Raw genomic sequence first — 18435 nt, 5'->3', positions numbered from 1 at the left:
TCCACAACAGACCTGAGTTATTCCAATCGATTACGGATCGCCACAGTCGTTACAAAGACGTAACGCAGACGACGATCATTAGCCGCAGCAACTGCTACTCCGTTAACGTTACGAGCGGCGTTGTCAATTTCGGCCCGGGGAATTTCATCCAAACTGGCAATGAGCAGGCCGATGCGCACCGCGAGCACATCGTTCCAATCGGCCACGCCACCTGCCACCACGTAACTGTCGATGGCGCCGTCATCACTTGTATCCACTCCATAGGTGATCTGCATATTTTCAACGCCCCCGACGATTTCCTCATTCGTCCCTCCCCGGCGTTGGAAAAGACCCGGCCTACCGGTTGCGCCATTGAGGCCGACAAAGTAGATTTGCGTCTCCATTACAGATATTTCGGCGCCCTCATCATAGGAATGATGCAGTTCTTTCTGAAAATTGCCCGGGCTAGACGTCCCGGTATTGTGGACCATATTCGCGTCGGCCCCACTTGTGGGATAGTTTGCGTGGGTCACCTGGAAAACCGTGCTCGCCTGGCAGTCGGTGATCATGACGATATCATCGGTCTTAATCGGCTCTGAAGGATTGTTGCTGATCGTCAAATCTGCCGAAGTATCAGGCATTTTTTTTGTAATCTGTACCGCGTTGTCACTTATCTGTCTGCGCAGGACAAGTACATCGGTACCGGCCACGGGTGCAATCGCCGAAAGGTCGGTAGGTGGCGGACTGGTCATGTTGTCATAGCCCACGATCGCCTGACCGAAATTGTAAAGGAAGTCGCTACCGTTATTGAGGGTGCTGAAGATTTCGGCATTGCGCCCGGCACAACCCCGGTAGCCGGCCATCCTGATGTCCCGCGTCAAAAACTCAAGGGTGAAACGTCCATTTTCCTGCAGATTGGACATTTCCGATTCAAAATCGTATCCTGTCGAACTGCTGATGAAGAGCCGATACATGCCGCCCAGGAGAATCAGGCTGACAAGCATGGCGATCATCATTTCCACCAGGGATATCCCGGTGACATTTCCTAGAAGACATCTGTTCTTTGACATGATGCTGATCTTTCGGTTCATATGATAGTCTCGATTGTTATCTGCTGCTGATCCCCTTTTTCGTTCCAGCGCACCTGAATCGTAACTTTCACCCTGCCGCTTCCCAGATTTTCCATGGTTATGGCCCCCTGCCCTTCAGGCAGGTCTTGTAATGCCGCCAGCCAACCGTTCAAATCATCCTGCACCAGGGCTGGGAGTGAACTTGAAACTGGACCGGCCTCCGAATCCATCTGGTATGGCCAACTGGACTGGCGCGCCGTCTCGCGATTTGCACGCATTCGCTCCACGATGTCATAAGCATAAAGGGTGGCTTGAGAGCGCTGCAGGGCACTGTAGTTGGTAGAAACCCCGCGGTTCTGCAAGCCCGCCAGGCCCAACAGCCCGACAGCCAGAATCAGTAAGGCCACCAGTACTTCGACCAGCGAAAAGCCTCTCTGGCTACCCGCTGAATTTCGGCAATAAAGCCTGGAATCCTCTCCCTTTATGGACATGATGCCGCTCCCCTATCTACACGCACGCGACCGACATTATTGATCATGATTGAAAAACCCAGAGTGGTGCCGCGCTCGTTGCACAGCCTGAAAGTATCATTGGAACCGCCCGTACCCTGACTTTGACCGTTAGGCAGATAACTAAGAAACTGGTTGAACCGTGCACCGGTACGTACGGTTGTCTGACCACCATAAGCTTCCCTGACCAAAAGCAAGGTATCACCAGCATCGAAATTTCCATTTCCATTCGGATCTGCGAACTGGATCCAGCCTTGCTCCCAGCGACCGTCAGCGGCACAACTGGTCCCGTTGGCACTGGGACACATGGAAACCCGCAAACCGCGCTTGATTGCCTCGCTGCGCGTCAGGTTGATGGCACGGGCCGTTTCATGGGTCAGGGTCATCAACCGGTTTCCAAGGATCATGCCACGGAAAGCAGGCACAGCCACAACCAGTAAAATGCCGAAGACAGCAATGGCGACCAGCAATTCTATCAACGTAAATCCATGATATCGGCATGTTTGATCATCATAATGTTCTTGATACAAAACGTACCTCCCATTCAGCCTCCGAGGACATCCGTTACAGATTTTAATTCTCTCCAATTTTCATGCCACTTTTTTCAATTATCAAAAATATACTAAAATCAATAACTTAGTGAGACGGATCAGCCCTTTCGGAAGATTTTTGAAATGCAATTTTTGCATGGTTGCGCAAAATGCGCCTCCGGCTGGGTCATTTTTCCGACGTTGGAATTCACCGACCCGTCGTAGGCGAATGCTGGCATGGCTGTTCGGTCCGGTTCAGAGAATATTTCGACTCGATTGTTTCTTTGGCTCAAAAAAACCCCCTTGAGGGGGCACAGCTACAGCTGATATCGATTTATTCCAACTGGTACTCCTTTATCTTGTACAAAAGGTTCCGCAGGCTGATTTCAAGCAGCTTAGCCGCTTGAGTCCTGTTTCCTTCCGTTTCGGAAAGGGCTTTTCGAATATACTCCCTTTCGAGGCGGGTCGAAGCTTTTTTAAGAGAATATTCCTCCAGAGGTTCCCGATTCTTCCGACGCATTTCTCCCGGAAAAACTTCCAGATCAATGGTTGATCCGCGGTTAAAAATCATGGTTCTTTCCATGAAATTGGCCAGTTCTCTGACATTGCCCGGCCATGAATACCGGCTCAAAATCTGCTCGGCCTCGCCACTCAGCTTCGGAGCTGTCCGTCCTTCCCTGGAAGCTATTGCAGAGATGAAATACTCCGCGAGCAAACCGATATCCTCCGGACGCTCCCGAAGCGGTGGGATATGGATCTCAACCACTGCCAGGCGAAAAAACAGGTCATCCCGGAATGCTGCGTCCTCAACGGCTTTCCGCAGATCACGGGCGGTGGCCGCCAAAATCCGCACATCGACTTTACGGGAACGGTTTTCCCCAATTCTGCGCACTTCTCCTTCCTGCAGCACCCTCAACAGTTTAGGCTGCAGTTCCAAAGGCAGTTCGCCGATTTCATCGAGAAAAAGGGTTCCGCCCTCGGCTGACTCAAAAAGGCCGGGCTTCTGATGGACGGCTCCGGTAAAAGCTCCGCGCGCGTGGCCGAAGAGTTCGCTTTCTATAAGGCTCGGGGCAATGGCTCCGCAGTTGACCGCGACAAAAGGCTTTTGACAACGAACGCTTTTTCGGTGCAATTCCCTGGCGAACAATTCCTTGCCGGTGCCGGTCTCACCGGTAATCAAAACAGGAGCACTCACCTCGGCCACCCTTGCAGCCAGATCAAGAACCCGTTCCATGACAGCACTGCGATAGATTATCTGTCGTTCGCCATGTTGCTGGCGATTCAATTCACGACGGAGTCGTATGTTTTCCTGCTGCAGGCGGAGTTTCTCCTCGGCCTTGCGAAGGGTCAGCTTGACCTCATCCGGCTTGAACGGTTTTGAAATGTAATCGTAAGCTCCGGCCTTGAGGCATTCGACAGCGGTATCGACGGTGCCATAGGCGCTCATCATAATCACCGTTCCTTCGATGTTCCTCTCCTTGACGGCCTGCAGAAAAGCCAGACCGTCCATGCCTGGCATGCGAATATCGCACAGAATCGTTGAAAAGTTCTCTTTCTGCAGAAGGGCCAGGGCTTCTTCTCCGCCGCCGGCCTCGCTCACCCGATACCCCTCTTTTTCCAGCACCAGACGGAGCATGTGCCGCATCGACGCTTCATCGTCTATAGTCAGGATTTTCCGGTCATCAACCGCCATATACTCCTCCTTCAGCTCGGCTGGCCACCGGCAAACAGACGGTGAAACGGCTTCCTCTGCCAACATCCGATTGCACTTCTATGGCTCCTCCCGCCTGATCCACCACCCGGTGACAGACTGAAAGGCCCAAACCGCGCCCTTTTCCCGGGGGTTTGGTAGTAAAAAAGGGATCAAAAACATGACCAAGATTGTCTTTCGAAATACCTTCTCCTTCATCCGTCACCGCAAGCCAGACGAACTGTCCTGAAACACCGCCTTCAACGATAATTTCGCCTCCTTTCCGGGAAGCATCGCAGGCATTGAGCAGCAGGTTGACGAATACCTGCAGCAACTGGTGGCGGACCATCCTGACCATCGGCAGTGATAAGGGAATTTTTCGCACCAGCTCCAACTTGTTGAACATTCCCTGATTGACCAGAAGGTCCAAAGCTTCCTCCATGACCTTTGCGGGATCAAAGGTTTCCGATCGGGCTTGCCCTGGAGCTGCGTAATCGAGAAGGTCCCGAACCAGCAGGTCGATGCGCCCGACCTCTTCAGCAGCACAGGCGGCAATCTCCAGGTGGCGCCCTTCTGGCAATTCGGATTTGAGCAGTTCCAGATAACCCACCACCGCGCCTAATGGATTGCCAATTTCGTGAGCCATGCCTGCTGCCAAATGGCCGATTGAAGCTATTTTTTCTGATCGGATCAGTTCGGCTCGGGTTTGACGCAAATCCTCGTTGGCCCTTTGCAGGTGATCTATCGTTTTCTCGGTATCCTGGCGACTTTTTCTTAAAGCCGCCACCATAGAATTAAAAGACCGTGCCAGGGAGGAAATTTCCCGAGGTCCCTTTTCGGGTAACACCTGATCGAGGTGGCCCTCGGCGATCCTTCGAGTGGTCGCCATAAGGCGATTTATAGGCCGAAGTACATTGCGGTTGAGCAGATACATGCCAAACAGGAAAAGAACGCCGCCGTACAGAAGTACATAGAGCAACATAAATTTCAAACTGGTCTGAACTCTCCGGGAGACGTCATTTAAAGAAAAGCGGGCTTGAAGAATGCCACGAAGGTTACCGGTAGTACTACCCAGGGGAACCAGAACCTCCAGACAGGAATTTTCTTCCCGGCCAGGAAAGGAAAAAGCTCCGGAATAGGAGAGGGAAATTTTAGTTTGAGTCAAAAAAGGGAATATTCGGGGGCCAAAATGCCCTTCTGGGGGTTTTCCCGTTTGACTTGAATACAAAAGGACGTATTGCCCGTTTCTCAATCTCCAGACATTGACGGAATCAACGCCGGGCAAGAGATGAAGCAATTGCGCTGAGGGCAGATGGCTTGCCTCATCCGATCCACCCCGATCCATTGAAGTGCTTAGTGCCCGGCCGACAATCTCCATAGTCGAGGTGAGATTGTCGACCCGCTGATCGAGCAGCTGGCGTTCGGCCAGTTTCAGCAACAGGACCCCCCCGCAAAGCAGGGCTGCCCCAAGAAGAAAGGTGACATGAAAAATAATTTCGGTACGCAGTCCGACCGGTTTGGCCATCGTATAGTCACTCACAAAGGAGATCGGGAACGGCGAGAGTTTCAGGGGCCGAAAAGGGCCGTCAGCAACATAACACAGGCGACAATAATGATGAAAAAGAATTCAGGAGCTGGTGTATCGTGCCTTAAACTGGTATATTTTCCGCCTGTTGCATCCAGCCCAACCTCTGCAAAAACCTGACTGTGCGGGAACTTTATGCCCCTTTCGAACAACATCAGCAAACTCTATGCCTTTTCGGTCCTCAAGATGACGCTGTTTCCCATGGCGATCATCACCCTTTTCTGGAAAAACCAGATCGGGCTGAGCCTGACCCAGATCATGACATTGCAAGCCATTTTTTCCGTGGCCAGCATACTCATGGAGTATCCCTCGGGTTATCTCAGCGATCGACTCGGCTACCGCACCGCCCTGATTATGGCTTCGGTGCTGGCGATTGCGGGGTGGAGTCTGTACACGGTGGCCGACTCCTTCAATGGGGTGCTGCTGGCGGAAATCGTGCTCGGCGGGGCCTGGGCTTTCATCAGCGGTTCCGACAGCGCCCTGCTGTTCGAAACCCTTCGAGCCCAGCACCAAGAGGGTCAGTATTCCCGGTTTGATGGGCGCATGACGGGCGCCGCCCAGACCGGAGAAGCGTCAGGGGCTCTCTTTGCGGGGGTCATGTATGCTGCATGGCCCCTCATGCCTTTTCTGTTTCAGATCGGCATCTGGATCATCTGCCTGTTGCTCTGCATTTCCATGAAGGAACCGCCTCAGGAAAGCGAAGCCGCCATACAGTCCCATCTGGCCGAAGCGCTGCGGACCTGCAAATATGCCTTTTGCGACAATCCCCATGTACGGGCGACCATCCTCTTCGGCACGCTGCTCGGCATCGCCTCCTTTTACACGGTCTGGCTGATCCAGCCCTATATGCAGGAAACGGGCGTACCGCTGGCCTGGTTCGGACCGGCCTGGGCCGGTGCCAATCTGACAGTGGCCCTCTTCTCGCTGCTCAGTCACCGCCTGCATTTCGGCCTCGGCCATGCCAGGACCGCTGTGCTTTTTATGGCACTGATCGTGGCCGGATATGCGGGGCTGGGACTGACCTCAGCCGTCGGCAGCTTTCTTTTCTACTATCTGCTGACCGCCATGCGCGGAATGCAGGGGCCGATCATGCGCAACCACCTGCAGCAGGCCAGCCGACGAAGCAACCGGGCCAGCATCCTCTCCCTGCACAGTCTCGCCTTCAGGGTTCTGTTCGTCGCCACCGGCCCCCTGGTCGGCCTGGCCGCCGACCGTATCGGTCTGCGACCGACCTTCGGTTGGCTGGCGGTCCTTTTCGGCGCCGCGCTGCTGCCTGCGGCTTGGTTGTTTTTGCGCACACTGCCCAGGGAAGCGGAAATTGGCTAGGGGCTTACCGATGGGTTGGCGGCGCTGACCGGACCGATCGCTCGGATCCGACGAATCGGCCTGATCGGTCGCCAGCCGGTTGCAGTCTGGACAGCCGACCGAGTAGAATTGCATCAACCATTATGCTACGCAACCTGGAGAGCATCGTTGAACCCCATCGCCCTGATCGAAAAATATTATCCCCCCGGAAGCGATGCCCATCGCATCCTGCTGAAACACAGCGAGCTGGTTGCCGCCAAGGCGACAGGCATCGCCCGGGCGCTGCAGGCGGATGCCGTTTTCGTGCACGAGGCCGCCCTGCTGCATGACATCGGCATTCGCTTCACGGCGGTACCGCAGATCGGCTGCGAAGGGATACTACCCTACCTGTGCCACGGCATCAAAGGCCGCGAACTGCTGGACGCGGAAGGTTTCCCCCGGCACGCCCTGGTTTGCGAGCGGCATATCGGTGTCGGTCTGACCGCCGCTGAAATTTCCGACCGCAGATTGCCGCTGCCGGCAAGAGACATGGTTCCGATCACATTGGAAGAACGCATCGTTACCTATGCGGATCTCTTTTTTTCAAAGGATCCGGCCAAGGCGGACCGGGAGAAAAGCGTGGGCCAGGTGCGCCAGTCGCTGGCCCGTTTCGGAGCGGACAAGGTAGCGGTGTTCGAGGAGTGGCATTGTAAATTCAGTTGCTAGTTGCTGGTTGCTCGGGGCTCGTAAATTCTAAAACCAACCCAAGACCAGCCATCAGCAACCAGCAACCAGCACCTAGCAACTGCCTTCCAAATCAAACTGCAAGCCGCGGTAAATCTCTTCAGCCCGGGGCGCTATCTTATCCTCGAACAGTTGAAAATATTCGTCCAGGGTCGGAATTCTTCCCAGTACGGCCACCATTGCCGCCAGTTCCGCCGACCCCAGGTAGACCTGGGCATCTTTGCCCATGCGGTTGTCGAAATTGCGGGTCGAGGTGGAGAAAACTCTGGCACGGTCCGGGACGCGGGCCTGATTCCCCATGCAGAGTGAGCAGCCGGCTGTTTCGATCCTCCCGCCGACATCGCTGAAAATGCTGAACAGCCCCTCGTCCCGGAGTTGTTTCTGGTCCATCCGTGTCGGAGGGCAGAGCCAGGTGCGAACCGAGCCGTTGTAGGGCCGCCCCTGCCAGATTGCGGCAGCGGCGCGGAAGTGACCGATGTTGGACATGCAGGAACCGAGGAAGACATCGTCGATGCCCGCTCCCGCAATTTCGGAGAGGGGCCGGACATCATCCGGATCGTTGGGACAGCAGATCAGCGGCTCCCGAATCTGGTCCAGATCGATTTCGATGACGGCCGCATATTCGGCGTGGGGGTCAGCCCTGAGCAACTGCGGTTTTTGCAACCACTGCGCAGCGGCGTCGATACGGGCCTGCAGGGTGGCGGCATCCTGGTAGCCGTCGGCGATCATCTGCTGCATGAGGGCGATATTGGAGCGGAGGAAACGGGCCACACTGGCCTCCGAAAGGTCGATGCAGGTCGCGGCGGCGCTCCGTTCGGCAGCGGCGCAGGTCAACTCGAAAGCCTCATCGACGTTGAGGTCGGGCAAACCCTCCATTTCCAGAATGCGGCCGTTGAAAATATTCTTTTTGTTCTTCTTCGGCACGGTCAGCAACCCCTGCCGGGTCGCCGCGAAAGGGATGGCATTGACCAGGTCGCGCAGGGTGATGCCCGGCCGCAGACGCCCTTTGAAACGCACGAGGACCGACTCGGGCATGTCCAGGGGCATGAAGCCGAGTGCACCGGCAAAGGCCACCAGCCCCGAGCCTGCGGGAAAGGAGATGCCGATGGGGAAACGGGTGTGGGAATCTCCGCCCGTGCCGACCGTATCCGGCAGCAGAAGCCGGTTCAGCCAGCAGTGGATGACGCCGTCCGCCGGGCGCAGGGCTACCCCGCCCCGTTCACTGATGAATTGGGGGAGATTTTTTTGCATTTTCACATCGGCGGACTTGGGATATGCGGCGGTATGGCAGAAAGACTGCATGACCATGGGAGCCTGAAACCGCAAACAGGCCAGTTCCTTCAGTTCGTCAGCCGTCATCGGTCCGGTGGTATCCTGGGAACCGAGGGTGGTCATGCGGGGCTCGCAGGCGGTTCCGGGAAGCACTCCCGGCAGACCGCAGGCTTTGCCGACCATCTTCTGGGCCAGGGTATACCCCTGATTTTCTTTCGGTTCGGGATTGGTTGGCTGGGCAAACAGCTCACAGGGACTCATTCCCAGAGCCTGACGGGCCCGCTCGGTCAACGCGCGGCCGATGATCAGGGGAATGCGCCCGCCGGCCCGGTATTCATCGCGCAAGGTATCGGGGCGTATACCAAACCGGGTCAGGACCTCGCCCGCCTCATCGCGAATCTCTCCCGATCGGGTATCGATAACCACGACATCACCATGCTGCAGGGCATCGACCTCCGCCTCCAGCGGCAGGGCACCCGAGTCCTGGGCTGTATTGAAAAAGATCGGCGCAATGACCCCGCCGAGAATAACGCCGCCGCGGCGCTTGTTCGGGACTCCCGGAATGTCCCCGCCGATATGCCACAGCAGGCTGTTGCAGGCCGACTTGCGCGAAGAGCCGGTGCCCACCACATCGCCCACAAACGCCACGCGATGCCCTTCGGCACGCCAGGCGGCAATGGTCTCGATGCCTCCGGGAAAACGATTTTTGCCCATGGACAGGGCATGCAAAGGAATGTCCGGCCGGCTCCAGGCATCGCCGGCCGGGGAAAAGTCGTCCGTATTGATTTCCCCTTCAACCTTGAAAATGCGGACGCGAATCTCGACGGGAAGCTCCGGCGCCGACGTGAACCAGTCGGCCGCTGCCCAGGATTCGATCACCTGCTTGGCCGCGGAATTGGTTTCACTCCGTGCCAGCACGTTGTCAAAAGCGTCGTAGACTAGGGTGATGGACCCGAGTGCCCTGGCCGCTTCGGCAGCCAGCTTCGGGTCATCCAGCGCGGCCACCAGATGGGGCACGTTGAACCCGCCCGTCATGGCGCCCAGCAGGTCGATAGCCTGGCGCTTTGTCAAAAGAGGACAGTCCGCTTCATCCCGGAGAATCCGTCCAAGGAAATCGGCCTTGACCCCGGCCGCCTCATCGACGCCGGGCGAAACCCGTTCCGCCAGCAGTTTCAGCAACATGTTTTCCCGGCCGGCCGGCGGATCGAGCAGAAGTTCGCACAAGCTTGCCGTCTGCTCTGCGGACAGGGGCAAGGGGGGAATACCGCGAGCTTCACGTTCGGCCTTATGTTTCAAATACTCTTGCAGCATAAAAATCTCCCATAAATATAAAATCCTGGACCAGGAAGGGGCACAAGGACACGAAGGGAAAATATAGAAAAAACGGAGTGTTTTAGGAATTATTTTCGTGCCGTGTTCTTCGTGGTGAATCAATTTAAATAACTTAGGCCATTCAGGTCAAGGAGAGAGAAAGGGATCGGGTAGGAGGCGGGGTCACCCCCGCCGTCCTCCCACACCACCGTGCGTACGGTTCCGTACACGGCGGTTCACAAAGCACTCTGAAAGCGTCTGAGACTGTCTACCAAGCAGATCAGCCCCAGTTTATCGAAGAAGGATTTTCGAAACGCATCGTGCATGTGCGAGGCTCCTGCATTCCACCAGGGGCCTCGCCCGTTTTGAGCCGACCTCCATGCTCTGAGTTCCGACAATCCCCGCCGCATCAAATTCCTGGCCCGCGTAAAAGAGCGCTTCCACTGCCGCCACAGAATGCAGCGTAGTTTCCGCCTGACCCAGCTATCCAGTTCTTCGAAGATGCCTTTGACTTCCGCCAGCCGAAAGTAGACGATCCATCCCCGCAGTTTCGGGGTGGACTCTTCGATGACCCGTTTGAGGCTGTGTCCCCTTCCCCGACGAAAGAGCTCTCTGAGGTTGGCCTTGAACCGTTTCACAGAGCCTTCAGCCACCTTGAGCCGCGGTTTCTTGTGAAAGGTCATCCTGTAACCCAGAAAGGTTCTCTCCCAGGGGCGGCCAACGGCGCTTTTGACGCGGTTGACCTTGAGTTTCAGCCGCTGTTCGAGAAACTGGATCAGCGAAGCCATGACCCGCTCCGCCGATTGCCGACTGCGCACGTAAATGTTGCAATCATCGGCATAACGGCAGAAGGCGTGGCCGCGCCTCTCCAGTTCCTTGTCGAACTCGTCAAGCAGGATGTTCGACAACAGCGGCGAGAGCGGGCCGCCTTGCGGCGTCCCTTCCACCCGTGGCGAGACGATCCCCCCTTCGAGCACTCCGGCCCTCAGGTATCTGCGGATCAGTCGCAGTACACGGGGGTCTTTGACCTTGCGGGCCACTCGTGCCATAAGCACGTCGTGTCCGACCCGGTCGAAGAACTTCTCCAGGTCGATATCGACCACCCACCGCCGCCCTTCGGCCACATGCTTGCGGGCTGCTTGTACCGCCTGGTGGGCGCTCCGTCCGGGTCGAAACCCGTAGGAGCTCTTGGAGAAGTCTGGATCGAACAGCCGCATCAGCTCCTGATGCAGCGCCTGCTGAATGAGCCGGTCCAGCACCGTGGGGATGCCGAGCATGCGCATCCCGCCGCCGGGCTTGGGTATCTCGACCTTCCGCACCGGTTGGGGCTGGTAGCTTCCGTTCAGCAGGTCCTCCTTGATGCGCGGCCATTCCTTGACCAGGTAGCCTTTCAGCTCACCCACCTGCATCCCGTCGATGCCGGGGGCTCCCTTGTTGCCAACCACCCGGTCGTAGGCCGCCATCATGTTGCCGCGACTGACAACCTCTTCCATCAGCCGCGTCTCCGCTTCCGTCCAGGACGGTTCCCGGCATGCCGTGACGTTTGACGCACCTGTGCCATACTCTTGCGACTTCCGGTCGCTACCCTCGGGCGCGGCCCCTGATATCTCAACCAGGGCTTCTGCTTCTTCGATCGTCATCGAAATTCGAGTCTCCTGAATGGCGCCTCGTGTTCGGCCCTTCACCGGGATGGTCAACCCCGGCTACTATGGCCTCTGCTGACTTCTGCCGACCCGTCCCGACGCCTCTCGACGCCGGTAGCACGAGGCAGATCGGCAGATCTCCCAGGGTAATGCGCGTGACCTTCCTCCCATATACCCGCCGCATCTACAGCCCCACCCTCCCGGATGGCTATGGGGCTTTGAAGATGTTGGCCTTCTCGCCCGGATGGAACTGCCTCGTATGCGATTTCTGTTCGTCGGGCCGGGAGTTTGCCTGCGGCTTCCTTCAGATCCCACCTCGCGGTGGACACCCTTGCCGTTCGGCTAGTGGTTCCCGCCATCAGGGTCCACAGGGGACTTACACCCCCAAGTCATCCGGTTATCACCACAACAACCGGAACAGCGCCAGTCAAGGCGCTACGCGCCATGCCTGGCGCACCAAAGAAAAGCCCGCCCTGCAAAAGCGGGGCGGGCCAGTTCTGCTTTACGATTCAACAGGCAGAGAATCAGTAGCCGGGCTGCTGCTGATACTGCTGCTGTTGCTGGGGAGTGATGGTGATGGCCACCCGGCGGTTCATCTGACGGCCGGATTCGGTGGCGTTACTGGCAATCGGCTTCATCTCGCCGTAGCCGATGGTCGTCATGCGCATCGGCGCAACACCGTAGTTGACCAGCTGGTTTTTCACCGCCGCCGCACGGCGTTCGGAAAGATCCTGGTTATAGGCTTCACTGCCGGTGCTGTCAGTGTGGCCGGCGATCAGGATATTGGTCTGCGGATAATTGGTGAGAACCTGGGCGACCCGCTGCAATTCATCAAAGCCACCGGGTTTTACGGCATAGGAATTGACATCGAACAGGACATCAGATCGGAAGGTGACAGCCAGCACTTCCGCATCACGCTGGATACTGGCTCCTTCGACTCCCGCCAACTGCTGGCGCATGGCCATCTCCTGCTTTTCCATGTAATTGGCGAAGAAGCCGCCCGCGGTACCGCCCAGGGCAGCTCCGATACCGGCTCCAATCAAGGTCCCCTCCGTATCGCCACCGATCAGCTGACCAAGACCGGCCCCCACGGCCGCTCCCGTTCCGGCGCCGACCGCCACCCCTTTCTGGGTACGGGTCATCGGCTGGGCGCAACCCGCCAAAACTACGGAAACCAAAGCAATGCATGTCAACGCTTTTTTCATGACGAGCTCCTTATGTACACGTTTTCTGTATCTTTTTGAAACCTTCCGGACCGACCGGAAACTGCCACTATTTTTAGCATGACCTCAAGAAAAAGCAAACTCTAATTCCTGAACACTCCCTGAACATGACCTTTCTGTCGTAAAGACGGGGAAGCGGCAAAAACGTTTACTTCCTTGTTTTTTTCCCTGTGGAATAGTTCAAGGCCCTGCGAACGCGGGCAAGCAGGCGCTGAAAATTGAAGGGTTTGGCGACGAAATCGAAAAAGCCCATATCGAGAAGTTGCGCCTCCTCCTCGGGATAGTCGCGGGTCGACATGGCGATGACCGGAATTTTGGCGGTCAGGCTGTTGCTCTGCAGGGTTCCGAAAACCATTTTGCCGTTCATGGACTGCAGGGTCGTTTCCAGCAGAATCAGTTGGGGCTGTCCCGCCAGTACCTTTTTCAATGCCTCGGCACCGGTTACGGCCTGAATGACCCGGTACCCCTCCTTTTCCAGGCGAACGGCCAGAGTCCTTCGATAGAGGTCGTGATCATCGACCACCAGGATCGTGCTCCCCTCCTGTGTCCCGGGAAGAGGTTCATGCAGATAGAAGCGCTTGATTGCCTGGGTAATTTCCGAAGGGATGGCCAAAAAGGGAACGACATTCAACCCGGTACGGAAAGCGAGATCGTCAAGGGTGGAAAAATCGAGAGGGTTGCTGGTGGCAAGATACAGCGTGTTGTTTTTTATCCCCAGGGGGAAAACCATTTTGGCCAGTGCCGTGGAGGAATCGATGACTTCCAGAGCACTTTCCGGCACCGGAGGCCGGTTGATTTCCTCAACTCTTTTGAGGTTGAACTGGCGGGCGAGAATCCGCAGAATGTCCTTCTCGCAGATAACCCCCAATTCCTCGAAAATCTGGCCAAGGGGTTGTTTGGATACTTTCTGCCGCGCCAAAGCCTTATCCAGGTCCTCTTGGTTGATGACCCCCATTTCGAGCAAGATTTCACCGAACTTTTTCCGCTTCTGCATTTCTGAATTCTTTCGTAAGCCGGTTAGGTTTTTTACGGAACTGGAAGGCCAAAACCCTACAACAAAACTTTGTGATGGACAAGAGAAACCAGATTTGCAACATTCGCTCCAAAAACCGGCGAGCAACAAATGCATCTCCCGGCGGGTGTCTCGACAAATCCGGCCTTAACTCTTGAACAGGTGCTCTTTAACGTGGTATTTTCACTTTTTTCGAATTGATAGCCATAAGGAGCATTTAGCCAATGAAAATATCTCGAGAGCAGGTGGAACATGTCGCCCGCCTGGCACGGCTGGCCCTGAAAGACCAGGAACTGGAAAACCTCACGGCGGACATGGATGCCATCCTCGGCTACGTGGATAAACTCAATGAACTGGAGACCGACCATATCATCCCCACTGCACATGCCGTACCGATCGAAAATGCGTTCAGGCGGGATGCCGTACGCCCCTCGATAGGAGTGGAAAAGGCTTTGCAGAATGCTCCCGCTGCCAAGGAGGGATGTTTCCTCGTCCCCCGGGTCATCGAGTGATCGCTTCACCCTTTCTGCGCAATTTCCGGAGTGACTTCAATGGATCTGACAGAACTGACAATACATGAAATGCATGATCTGCTGCGGGCAGGGAAGGTTACCGCACAGGATCTGGTCTCCGCTTTCCTCGACCGGATCGACGCGACCGATGAGCGCATCAATGCCTTCATCACGGTCAACAGGCAGCAGGCCCTGCAGGACGCCGCTGCAGCCGATGAGCGTCTTGCCGCCGGCAATGGAAACATCCTGACCGGCATTCCGCTGGCTCTCAAGGACATTTTTGTCACCGAGGGGCTGCTGACCACCTGCGCTTCCCAGATTCTGGCCAACTTCGTCCCGCCCTATGACGGCACCGCGGTGCGCAGGCTCCGGGAACAGGGTGCGGTGATGGTCGGAAAGCTGAACATGGACGAATTCGCCATGGGCAGCTCCAACGAAAACAGCTCCTTCGGGCCTGTACGCAACCCCTGGAATACGGATTACGTACCCGGCGGCTCTTCGGGCGGATCCGCAGCCTGCGTCGCCGCCCGCCAGGCGGCCGGCGCCCTCGGCACCGACACCGGGGGATCGATCCGGCAGCCCGCGGCCCATTGCGGAGTGGTCGGCCTGAAACCGACCTACGGCAGGGTGTCGCGATACGGCGTCATTGCCTACGCCTCATCCCTTGACCAGGTCGGGCCCCTGACCAGGGACGTGGAAGATTGCGCGATTCTGTTTGGTGCCGTGGCCGGGCACGACCCGGCCGACTCCACCTCCGTCGACCTGCCCGTGCCCGACTACCGGGCAGCACTCCGGGAAGGGGTCAAAGGTCTCCGGATCGGCCTGCCCAGGGAATATTTCATCGAAGGGCTCGACCCTGAAGTCAAGAAGGCGATCGAAAACGCCGTCGAGACCCTGCGCGGACTGGGCGCCGAACCGGTCGAGGTCTCCCTGCCCCATACGGAATACGCCGTCGCCTGCTACTACCTGATCGCCACCGCCGAAGCCTCAAGCAACCTGGCCCGCTACGATGGCGTGAGATATGGGCGCCGGGTCGAGGAAAACCAGGGTTTGATCGACATGTACAACCAGACCCGAGCCGCCGGTTTCGGCCGTGAAGTCAAACGCCGCATCATGCTTGGCACCTACGCCCTCTCCTCCGGCTATTACGATGCCTACTATCTCAAGGCGCAGAAGGTGCGGACCCTGATCCGGCAGGACTTCCTCGACGCCTTCACCAAGGTCGATGTCATCCTGACCCCCGTCGCCCCGACCCCGGCGTTTCGCATCGGAGAGAAAACCGCCGACCCGCTGCAGATGTATCTTTCGGACATTTTCACCATTCCGGTAAACCTGGCTGGCACCTGCGGCATGAGCCTGCCCTGCGGCTTTTCCTCCGGCGGTCTGCCGATCGGCCTGCAGGTTATCGGCCGTCCCTTCGCCGAAGAAACCGTTCTGCGCACGGGGTACGCCTACGAACAGGCTACCGACTGGCATCAACGCCGTCCGGCACTGTAATCATTGGGAAGGAACCGATCATGCCATCCAAATACGAAGTCGTCATCGGACTGGAGGTCCATGTCCAGCTTACGACCGATACCAAGATCTTCTGCAACTGCTCCACCGCTTTCGGCAACCAGCCAAACTCCCAGACCTGTCCGGTCTGTCTCGGCCTGCCCGGGGCGCTGCCGGTCCTGAACGAAAAAGTGGTCGATTTTGCGATAAAGACCGGTCTGGCCACCCACTGCAGCATTGCCCCCCGGTCGATTTTCGCCCGCAAGAACTACTTCTATCCCGACCTGCCGAAGGGCTACCAGATCAGCCAGTTCGAGCTGCCGATCTGCGAACACGGGCGGCTCGACATCGAGACGGCGGATGGGGCAACCAAGTCGATCGGCATCACCCGCATTCATATGGAAGAGGACGCGGGCAAGCTGCTGCACGATGCGGGCAGCGACTCCTCGCGGGTCGATCTCAACCGGGCCTGCACGCCTCTGCTGGAGATCGTCTCCGAACCGGACATGCGCTCCTCGGACGAAGCCATCGCCTATCTGAAAAAACTCCACCAGATCGTGGTTTATCTCGGGGTCTGCGACGGCAACCTGGAGGAGGGCTCCTTCCGCTGCGATGCCAACGTATCGATCCGCCCCTGGGGACAGAAGACCTTCGGCACCCGGGCGGAACTCAAAAACATCAACTCCTTCCGGTTCATCAAACAGGCCATTGACTACGAAGTCGAGCGCCAGGCCGAAATCCTCGACGAGGGAGGCCGGGTCGTTCAGGAGACCCGGCTGTTCGATCCCGACACCGGACTGACCCGATCCATGCGCGGCAAGGAAGAAGCCCACGACTACCGCTATTTTCCCGACCCCGACCTGGTGCCGCTGCTGGTGTCCGAGGACCGCGTCGAGCAGGCCCGCCGCGAACTGCCGGAACTCCCCGAGGCCAAAATCGCCCGCTTCGTCAATACCCTGGGAATACCGCGGTATGATGCGGAAGTGCTGGCCGCCGATCGCGCCACCGCCGAATACTACGATGCCCTGGTGTCTCTCCAGGGCAACGGCAAACTCTGCTCCAACTGGGTCATGGGCGAGGTACAGCGGGCCCTGAAGGATGCCGGATTGACCATACCGGACTGTCCGGTCTCCCCCCAACTGCTGGCCGGCATGCTCAAACGGATCGAAGACAACACCATCTCAGGCAAGATTGCAAAGAAAGTCTTCGACGAAATGTGGCAAACCGCAAAGGATGCCGATACCATAATTGAGGAGCAGGGTCTCAAGCAGGTGACCGACGTCGGCGCCATCGAATCTCTGGTGGACGAGGTGCTGGCCGCCAACCCCGGGCAGGTTGAGGAATACCGTGCCGGAAAAGAGAAACTGCTCGGCTTCTTCGTCGGTCAGATCATGAAGGCCAGCAAGGGCAAAGCCAATCCGGCGGCACTGAATGAACTACTTGTGAAAAAACTGAAGGGGTAATGACTGGCGGCGATCTTCGCCAGCCAGCAACCAGCCACGAGCAACTAGCCACGAGCAACTGGGGTTCAAATGTCCATAAAACCGATCGAATACCGGGACGGCGTCTGTCGCATGATCGACCAGCGCCGTCTGCCGACGGAGGAAATCTGGCTGGAGTACCGGGACTGCGCCGGTGTCGCCGAGGCGATCCGCACCATGGTGGTGCGCGGCGCTCCGGCCATCGGCATTGCGGCGGCCTTCGGCGCGGCCTTCGGGGCCCGGGATATCGAGGCAGATACTTTTTCCGATTTTTATCGCCGCTTCGAGGAGGTCTGCGCCCTGCTGGCAGCGACCCGGCCGACGGCCGTCAACCTGTTCTGGGCTCTGGACCGGATGAAAAGGGTGGCGAAAGCCCACGAGGATCTGTCCATTGGGGAGATCAAGGAGCGTCTTCTGGCCGAGGCGCTGGAGATCGCGGCCGAGGACGACCGACTCAACCGTATCATGGGTGCCAACGGTGCCGGGCTGATTCCCGACAACGGCCGGATTCTCACCCATTGCAATGCCGGGGCCCTGGCCACGGGAGGGTACGGTACCGCTCTCGGCGTAATCCGGGCCGCCGTGGAATCGGGTAAAAAGGTGATGGTTTTCGCCGACGAAACCCGCCCCTTTCTGCAGGGTGCCCGCCTGACCGCCTGGGAACTGCACCGCGATGGCATCCCGGTGACCCTGATCTGCGACAACATGGCCGGCGCCCTGATGAACCAGGGGGAGATCGACTGCGTGATCGTCGGTGCCGACCGCATTGCCGCCAACGGCGACGTCGCCAACAAGATCGGCACCTATACGGTGGCCGTACTGGCTCGGGAACACGGCATCCCCTTCTACGTGGCCGCCCCTGTCTCCACCATCGATTCGGCCATACCGGACGGCAGCCATATCCCCATCGAGGAACGGGACAGCCGGGAGGTCACCCACACCGGACCGCAGCAACTGGCCCCCGCGGGGATCAGGGTCCGCAACCCGGCTTTTGATGTTACCCCCGCCAGACTGATCACCGCCATAATCACCGAGCGAGGGATTGCCCGGCCCGAATACCGGAAGTCCCTCGCCGAATTGCTGACAAAGAATTGAA

General features: G+C 57.6%; 15 protein-coding genes. 6 read left to right on the top strand and 9 right to left on the bottom strand.

Annotated elements, in window-relative coordinates:
* Nucleotides 1-17: 17 nt before the first annotated feature.
* The 5 genes from R2940_10465 to R2940_10445 all read right to left on the bottom strand — a co-directional run bounded on the left by R2940_10465 (nt 18) and on the right by R2940_10445 (nt 4568).
* Nucleotides 18-1070, bottom strand: coding sequence for a PilW family protein (locus R2940_10465; GenBank protein MEZ4600196.1), 1053 nt, complete (start codon nt 1068-1070; stop codon nt 18-20).
* Complete coding sequence (pilV, locus tag R2940_10460; protein ID MEZ4600195.1) at nt 1067-1540, bottom strand: type IV pilus modification protein PilV; 474 nt, start codon at nt 1538-1540, stop codon at nt 1067-1069. The genes R2940_10465 and pilV overlap by 4 nt, the downstream gene beginning before the upstream one ends.
* The gene (locus tag R2940_10455; protein ID MEZ4600194.1) at nt 1531-2088 is read right to left on the bottom strand and encodes a Tfp pilus assembly protein FimT/FimU; all 558 of its coding nucleotides are present in this window, start codon (nt 2086-2088) and stop codon (nt 1531-1533) included. The genes pilV and R2940_10455 overlap by 10 nt, the downstream gene beginning before the upstream one ends.
* Before the next feature lie 334 nt (nt 2089-2422).
* Nucleotides 2423-3781 carry a sigma-54 dependent transcriptional regulator gene (locus R2940_10450; GenBank protein MEZ4600193.1) on the bottom strand — a complete coding sequence of 453 codons (1359 nt, stop codon included), beginning with the start codon at nt 3779-3781 and terminating at the stop codon, nt 2423-2425.
* Nucleotides 3771-4568, bottom strand: coding sequence for an ATP-binding protein (locus tag R2940_10445; GenBank protein ID MEZ4600192.1), 798 nt, complete (start codon nt 4566-4568; stop codon nt 3771-3773). Before R2940_10445 ends, R2940_10450 begins: the two co-directional genes overlap by 11 nt.
* A gap of 930 nt (nt 4569-5498) precedes the next feature.
* Between R2940_10445 and R2940_10440 the strand changes: the two genes are divergently transcribed.
* Together R2940_10440 and R2940_10435 are read left to right on the top strand one after the other, a co-directional pair.
* On the top strand, nt 5499-6689 hold the full coding sequence (locus R2940_10440; GenBank protein MEZ4600191.1) for an MFS transporter: 1191 nt from the start codon (nt 5499-5501) through the stop codon (nt 6687-6689).
* A 147-nt stretch (nt 6690-6836) separates the two neighbouring features.
* Nucleotides 6837-7373 (top strand): HDIG domain-containing protein, encoded by a 537-nt coding sequence (locus tag R2940_10435; GenBank protein MEZ4600190.1) that lies wholly within the window; start codon nt 6837-6839, stop codon nt 7371-7373.
* 72 nt (nt 7374-7445) lie between these two features.
* On the opposite strand, the gene R2940_10430 is transcribed toward R2940_10435, so the two are convergent.
* From R2940_10430 to R2940_10415, 4 genes are all read right to left on the bottom strand, one after another.
* Complete coding sequence (locus R2940_10430) at nt 7446-9974, bottom strand: bifunctional aconitate hydratase 2/2-methylisocitrate dehydratase (protein ID MEZ4600189.1); 2529 nt, start codon at nt 9972-9974, stop codon at nt 7446-7448.
* 236 nt (nt 9975-10210) lie between these two features.
* A complete protein-coding gene (ltrA, locus tag R2940_10425; GenBank protein MEZ4600188.1) occupies nt 10211-11614 on the bottom strand; it encodes a group II intron reverse transcriptase/maturase in 1404 nt (467 codons plus the stop codon).
* Between the two features lie 527 nt (nt 11615-12141).
* Entirely contained in the window at nt 12142-12822 is a 681-nt protein-coding gene (locus R2940_10420; GenBank protein MEZ4600187.1) for an OmpA family protein, read from the bottom strand.
* A gap of 166 nt (nt 12823-12988) precedes the next feature.
* On the bottom strand, nt 12989-13834 hold the full coding sequence (locus R2940_10415; GenBank protein MEZ4600186.1) for a response regulator: 846 nt from the start codon (nt 13832-13834) through the stop codon (nt 12989-12991).
* A 242-nt stretch (nt 13835-14076) separates the two neighbouring features.
* On the opposite strand from R2940_10415, the gene gatC reads away from it, so the two are divergent.
* The 4 genes from gatC to mtnA all read left to right on the top strand — a co-directional run bounded on the left by gatC (nt 14077) and on the right by mtnA (nt 18434).
* On the top strand, nt 14077-14364 hold the full coding sequence (gene gatC / locus R2940_10410; protein MEZ4600185.1) for an Asp-tRNA(Asn)/Glu-tRNA(Gln) amidotransferase subunit GatC: 288 nt from the start codon (nt 14077-14079) through the stop codon (nt 14362-14364).
* A 39-nt stretch (nt 14365-14403) separates the two neighbouring features.
* Nucleotides 14404-15861 (top strand): Asp-tRNA(Asn)/Glu-tRNA(Gln) amidotransferase subunit GatA, encoded by a 1458-nt coding sequence (gene gatA, locus R2940_10405; GenBank protein ID MEZ4600184.1) that lies wholly within the window; start codon nt 14404-14406, stop codon nt 15859-15861.
* A 20-nt stretch (nt 15862-15881) separates the two neighbouring features.
* Entirely contained in the window at nt 15882-17321 is a 1440-nt protein-coding gene (gatB, locus tag R2940_10400; GenBank protein ID MEZ4600183.1) for an Asp-tRNA(Asn)/Glu-tRNA(Gln) amidotransferase subunit GatB, read from the top strand.
* A gap of 69 nt (nt 17322-17390) precedes the next feature.
* Nucleotides 17391-18434 (top strand): S-methyl-5-thioribose-1-phosphate isomerase, encoded by a 1044-nt coding sequence (gene mtnA / locus R2940_10395; protein MEZ4600182.1) that lies wholly within the window; start codon nt 17391-17393, stop codon nt 18432-18434.
* Nucleotide 18435 lies beyond the last annotated feature (1 nt).

The sequence above is a fragment of the Syntrophotaleaceae bacterium genome (genome assembly GCA_041390365.1).
Lineage (GTDB): Bacteria > Desulfobacterota > Desulfuromonadia > Desulfuromonadales > Syntrophotaleaceae > JAWKQB01.
Note: the sequence above shows the minus strand (reverse complement) of the source record. Positions and strands in the feature narration are given on the sequence as shown.

Bases quoted from the DNA above. Each gene is read 5' to 3' on its own strand.
- R2940_10465 (MEZ4600196.1), bottom strand. From the start codon at position 1,070: ATGAACCGAAAGATCAGCATCATGTCAAAGAACAGATGTCTTCTAGGA.
- pilV (MEZ4600195.1), bottom strand. From the start codon at position 1,540: ATGTCCATAAAGGGAGAGGATTCCAGGCTTTATTGCCGAAATTCAGCG.
- R2940_10450 (MEZ4600193.1), bottom strand. From the start codon at position 3,781: ATGGCGGTTGATGACCGGAAAATCCTGACTATAGACGATGAAGCGTCG.
- R2940_10445 (MEZ4600192.1), bottom strand. From the start codon at position 4,568: ATGGTGGCGGCTTTAAGAAAAAGTCGCCAGGATACCGAGAAAACGATA.
- R2940_10440 (MEZ4600191.1), top strand. From the start codon at position 5,499: ATGCCCCTTTCGAACAACATCAGCAAACTCTATGCCTTTTCGGTCCTC.
- R2940_10430 (MEZ4600189.1), bottom strand. From the start codon at position 9,974: ATGCTGCAAGAGTATTTGAAACATAAGGCCGAACGTGAAGCTCGCGGT.
- ltrA (MEZ4600188.1), bottom strand. From the start codon at position 11,614: ATGACGATCGAAGAAGCAGAAGCCCTGGTTGAGATATCAGGGGCCGCG.
- R2940_10420 (MEZ4600187.1), bottom strand. From the start codon at position 12,822: ATGAAAAAAGCGTTGACATGCATTGCTTTGGTTTCCGTAGTTTTGGCG.
- R2940_10415 (MEZ4600186.1), bottom strand. From the start codon at position 13,834: ATGCAGAAGCGGAAAAAGTTCGGTGAAATCTTGCTCGAAATGGGGGTC.
- gatC (MEZ4600185.1), top strand. From the start codon at position 14,077: ATGAAAATATCTCGAGAGCAGGTGGAACATGTCGCCCGCCTGGCACGG.
- gatA (MEZ4600184.1), top strand. From the start codon at position 14,404: ATGGATCTGACAGAACTGACAATACATGAAATGCATGATCTGCTGCGG.
- gatB (MEZ4600183.1), top strand. From the start codon at position 15,882: ATGCCATCCAAATACGAAGTCGTCATCGGACTGGAGGTCCATGTCCAG.
- mtnA (MEZ4600182.1), top strand. From the start codon at position 17,391: ATGTCCATAAAACCGATCGAATACCGGGACGGCGTCTGTCGCATGATC.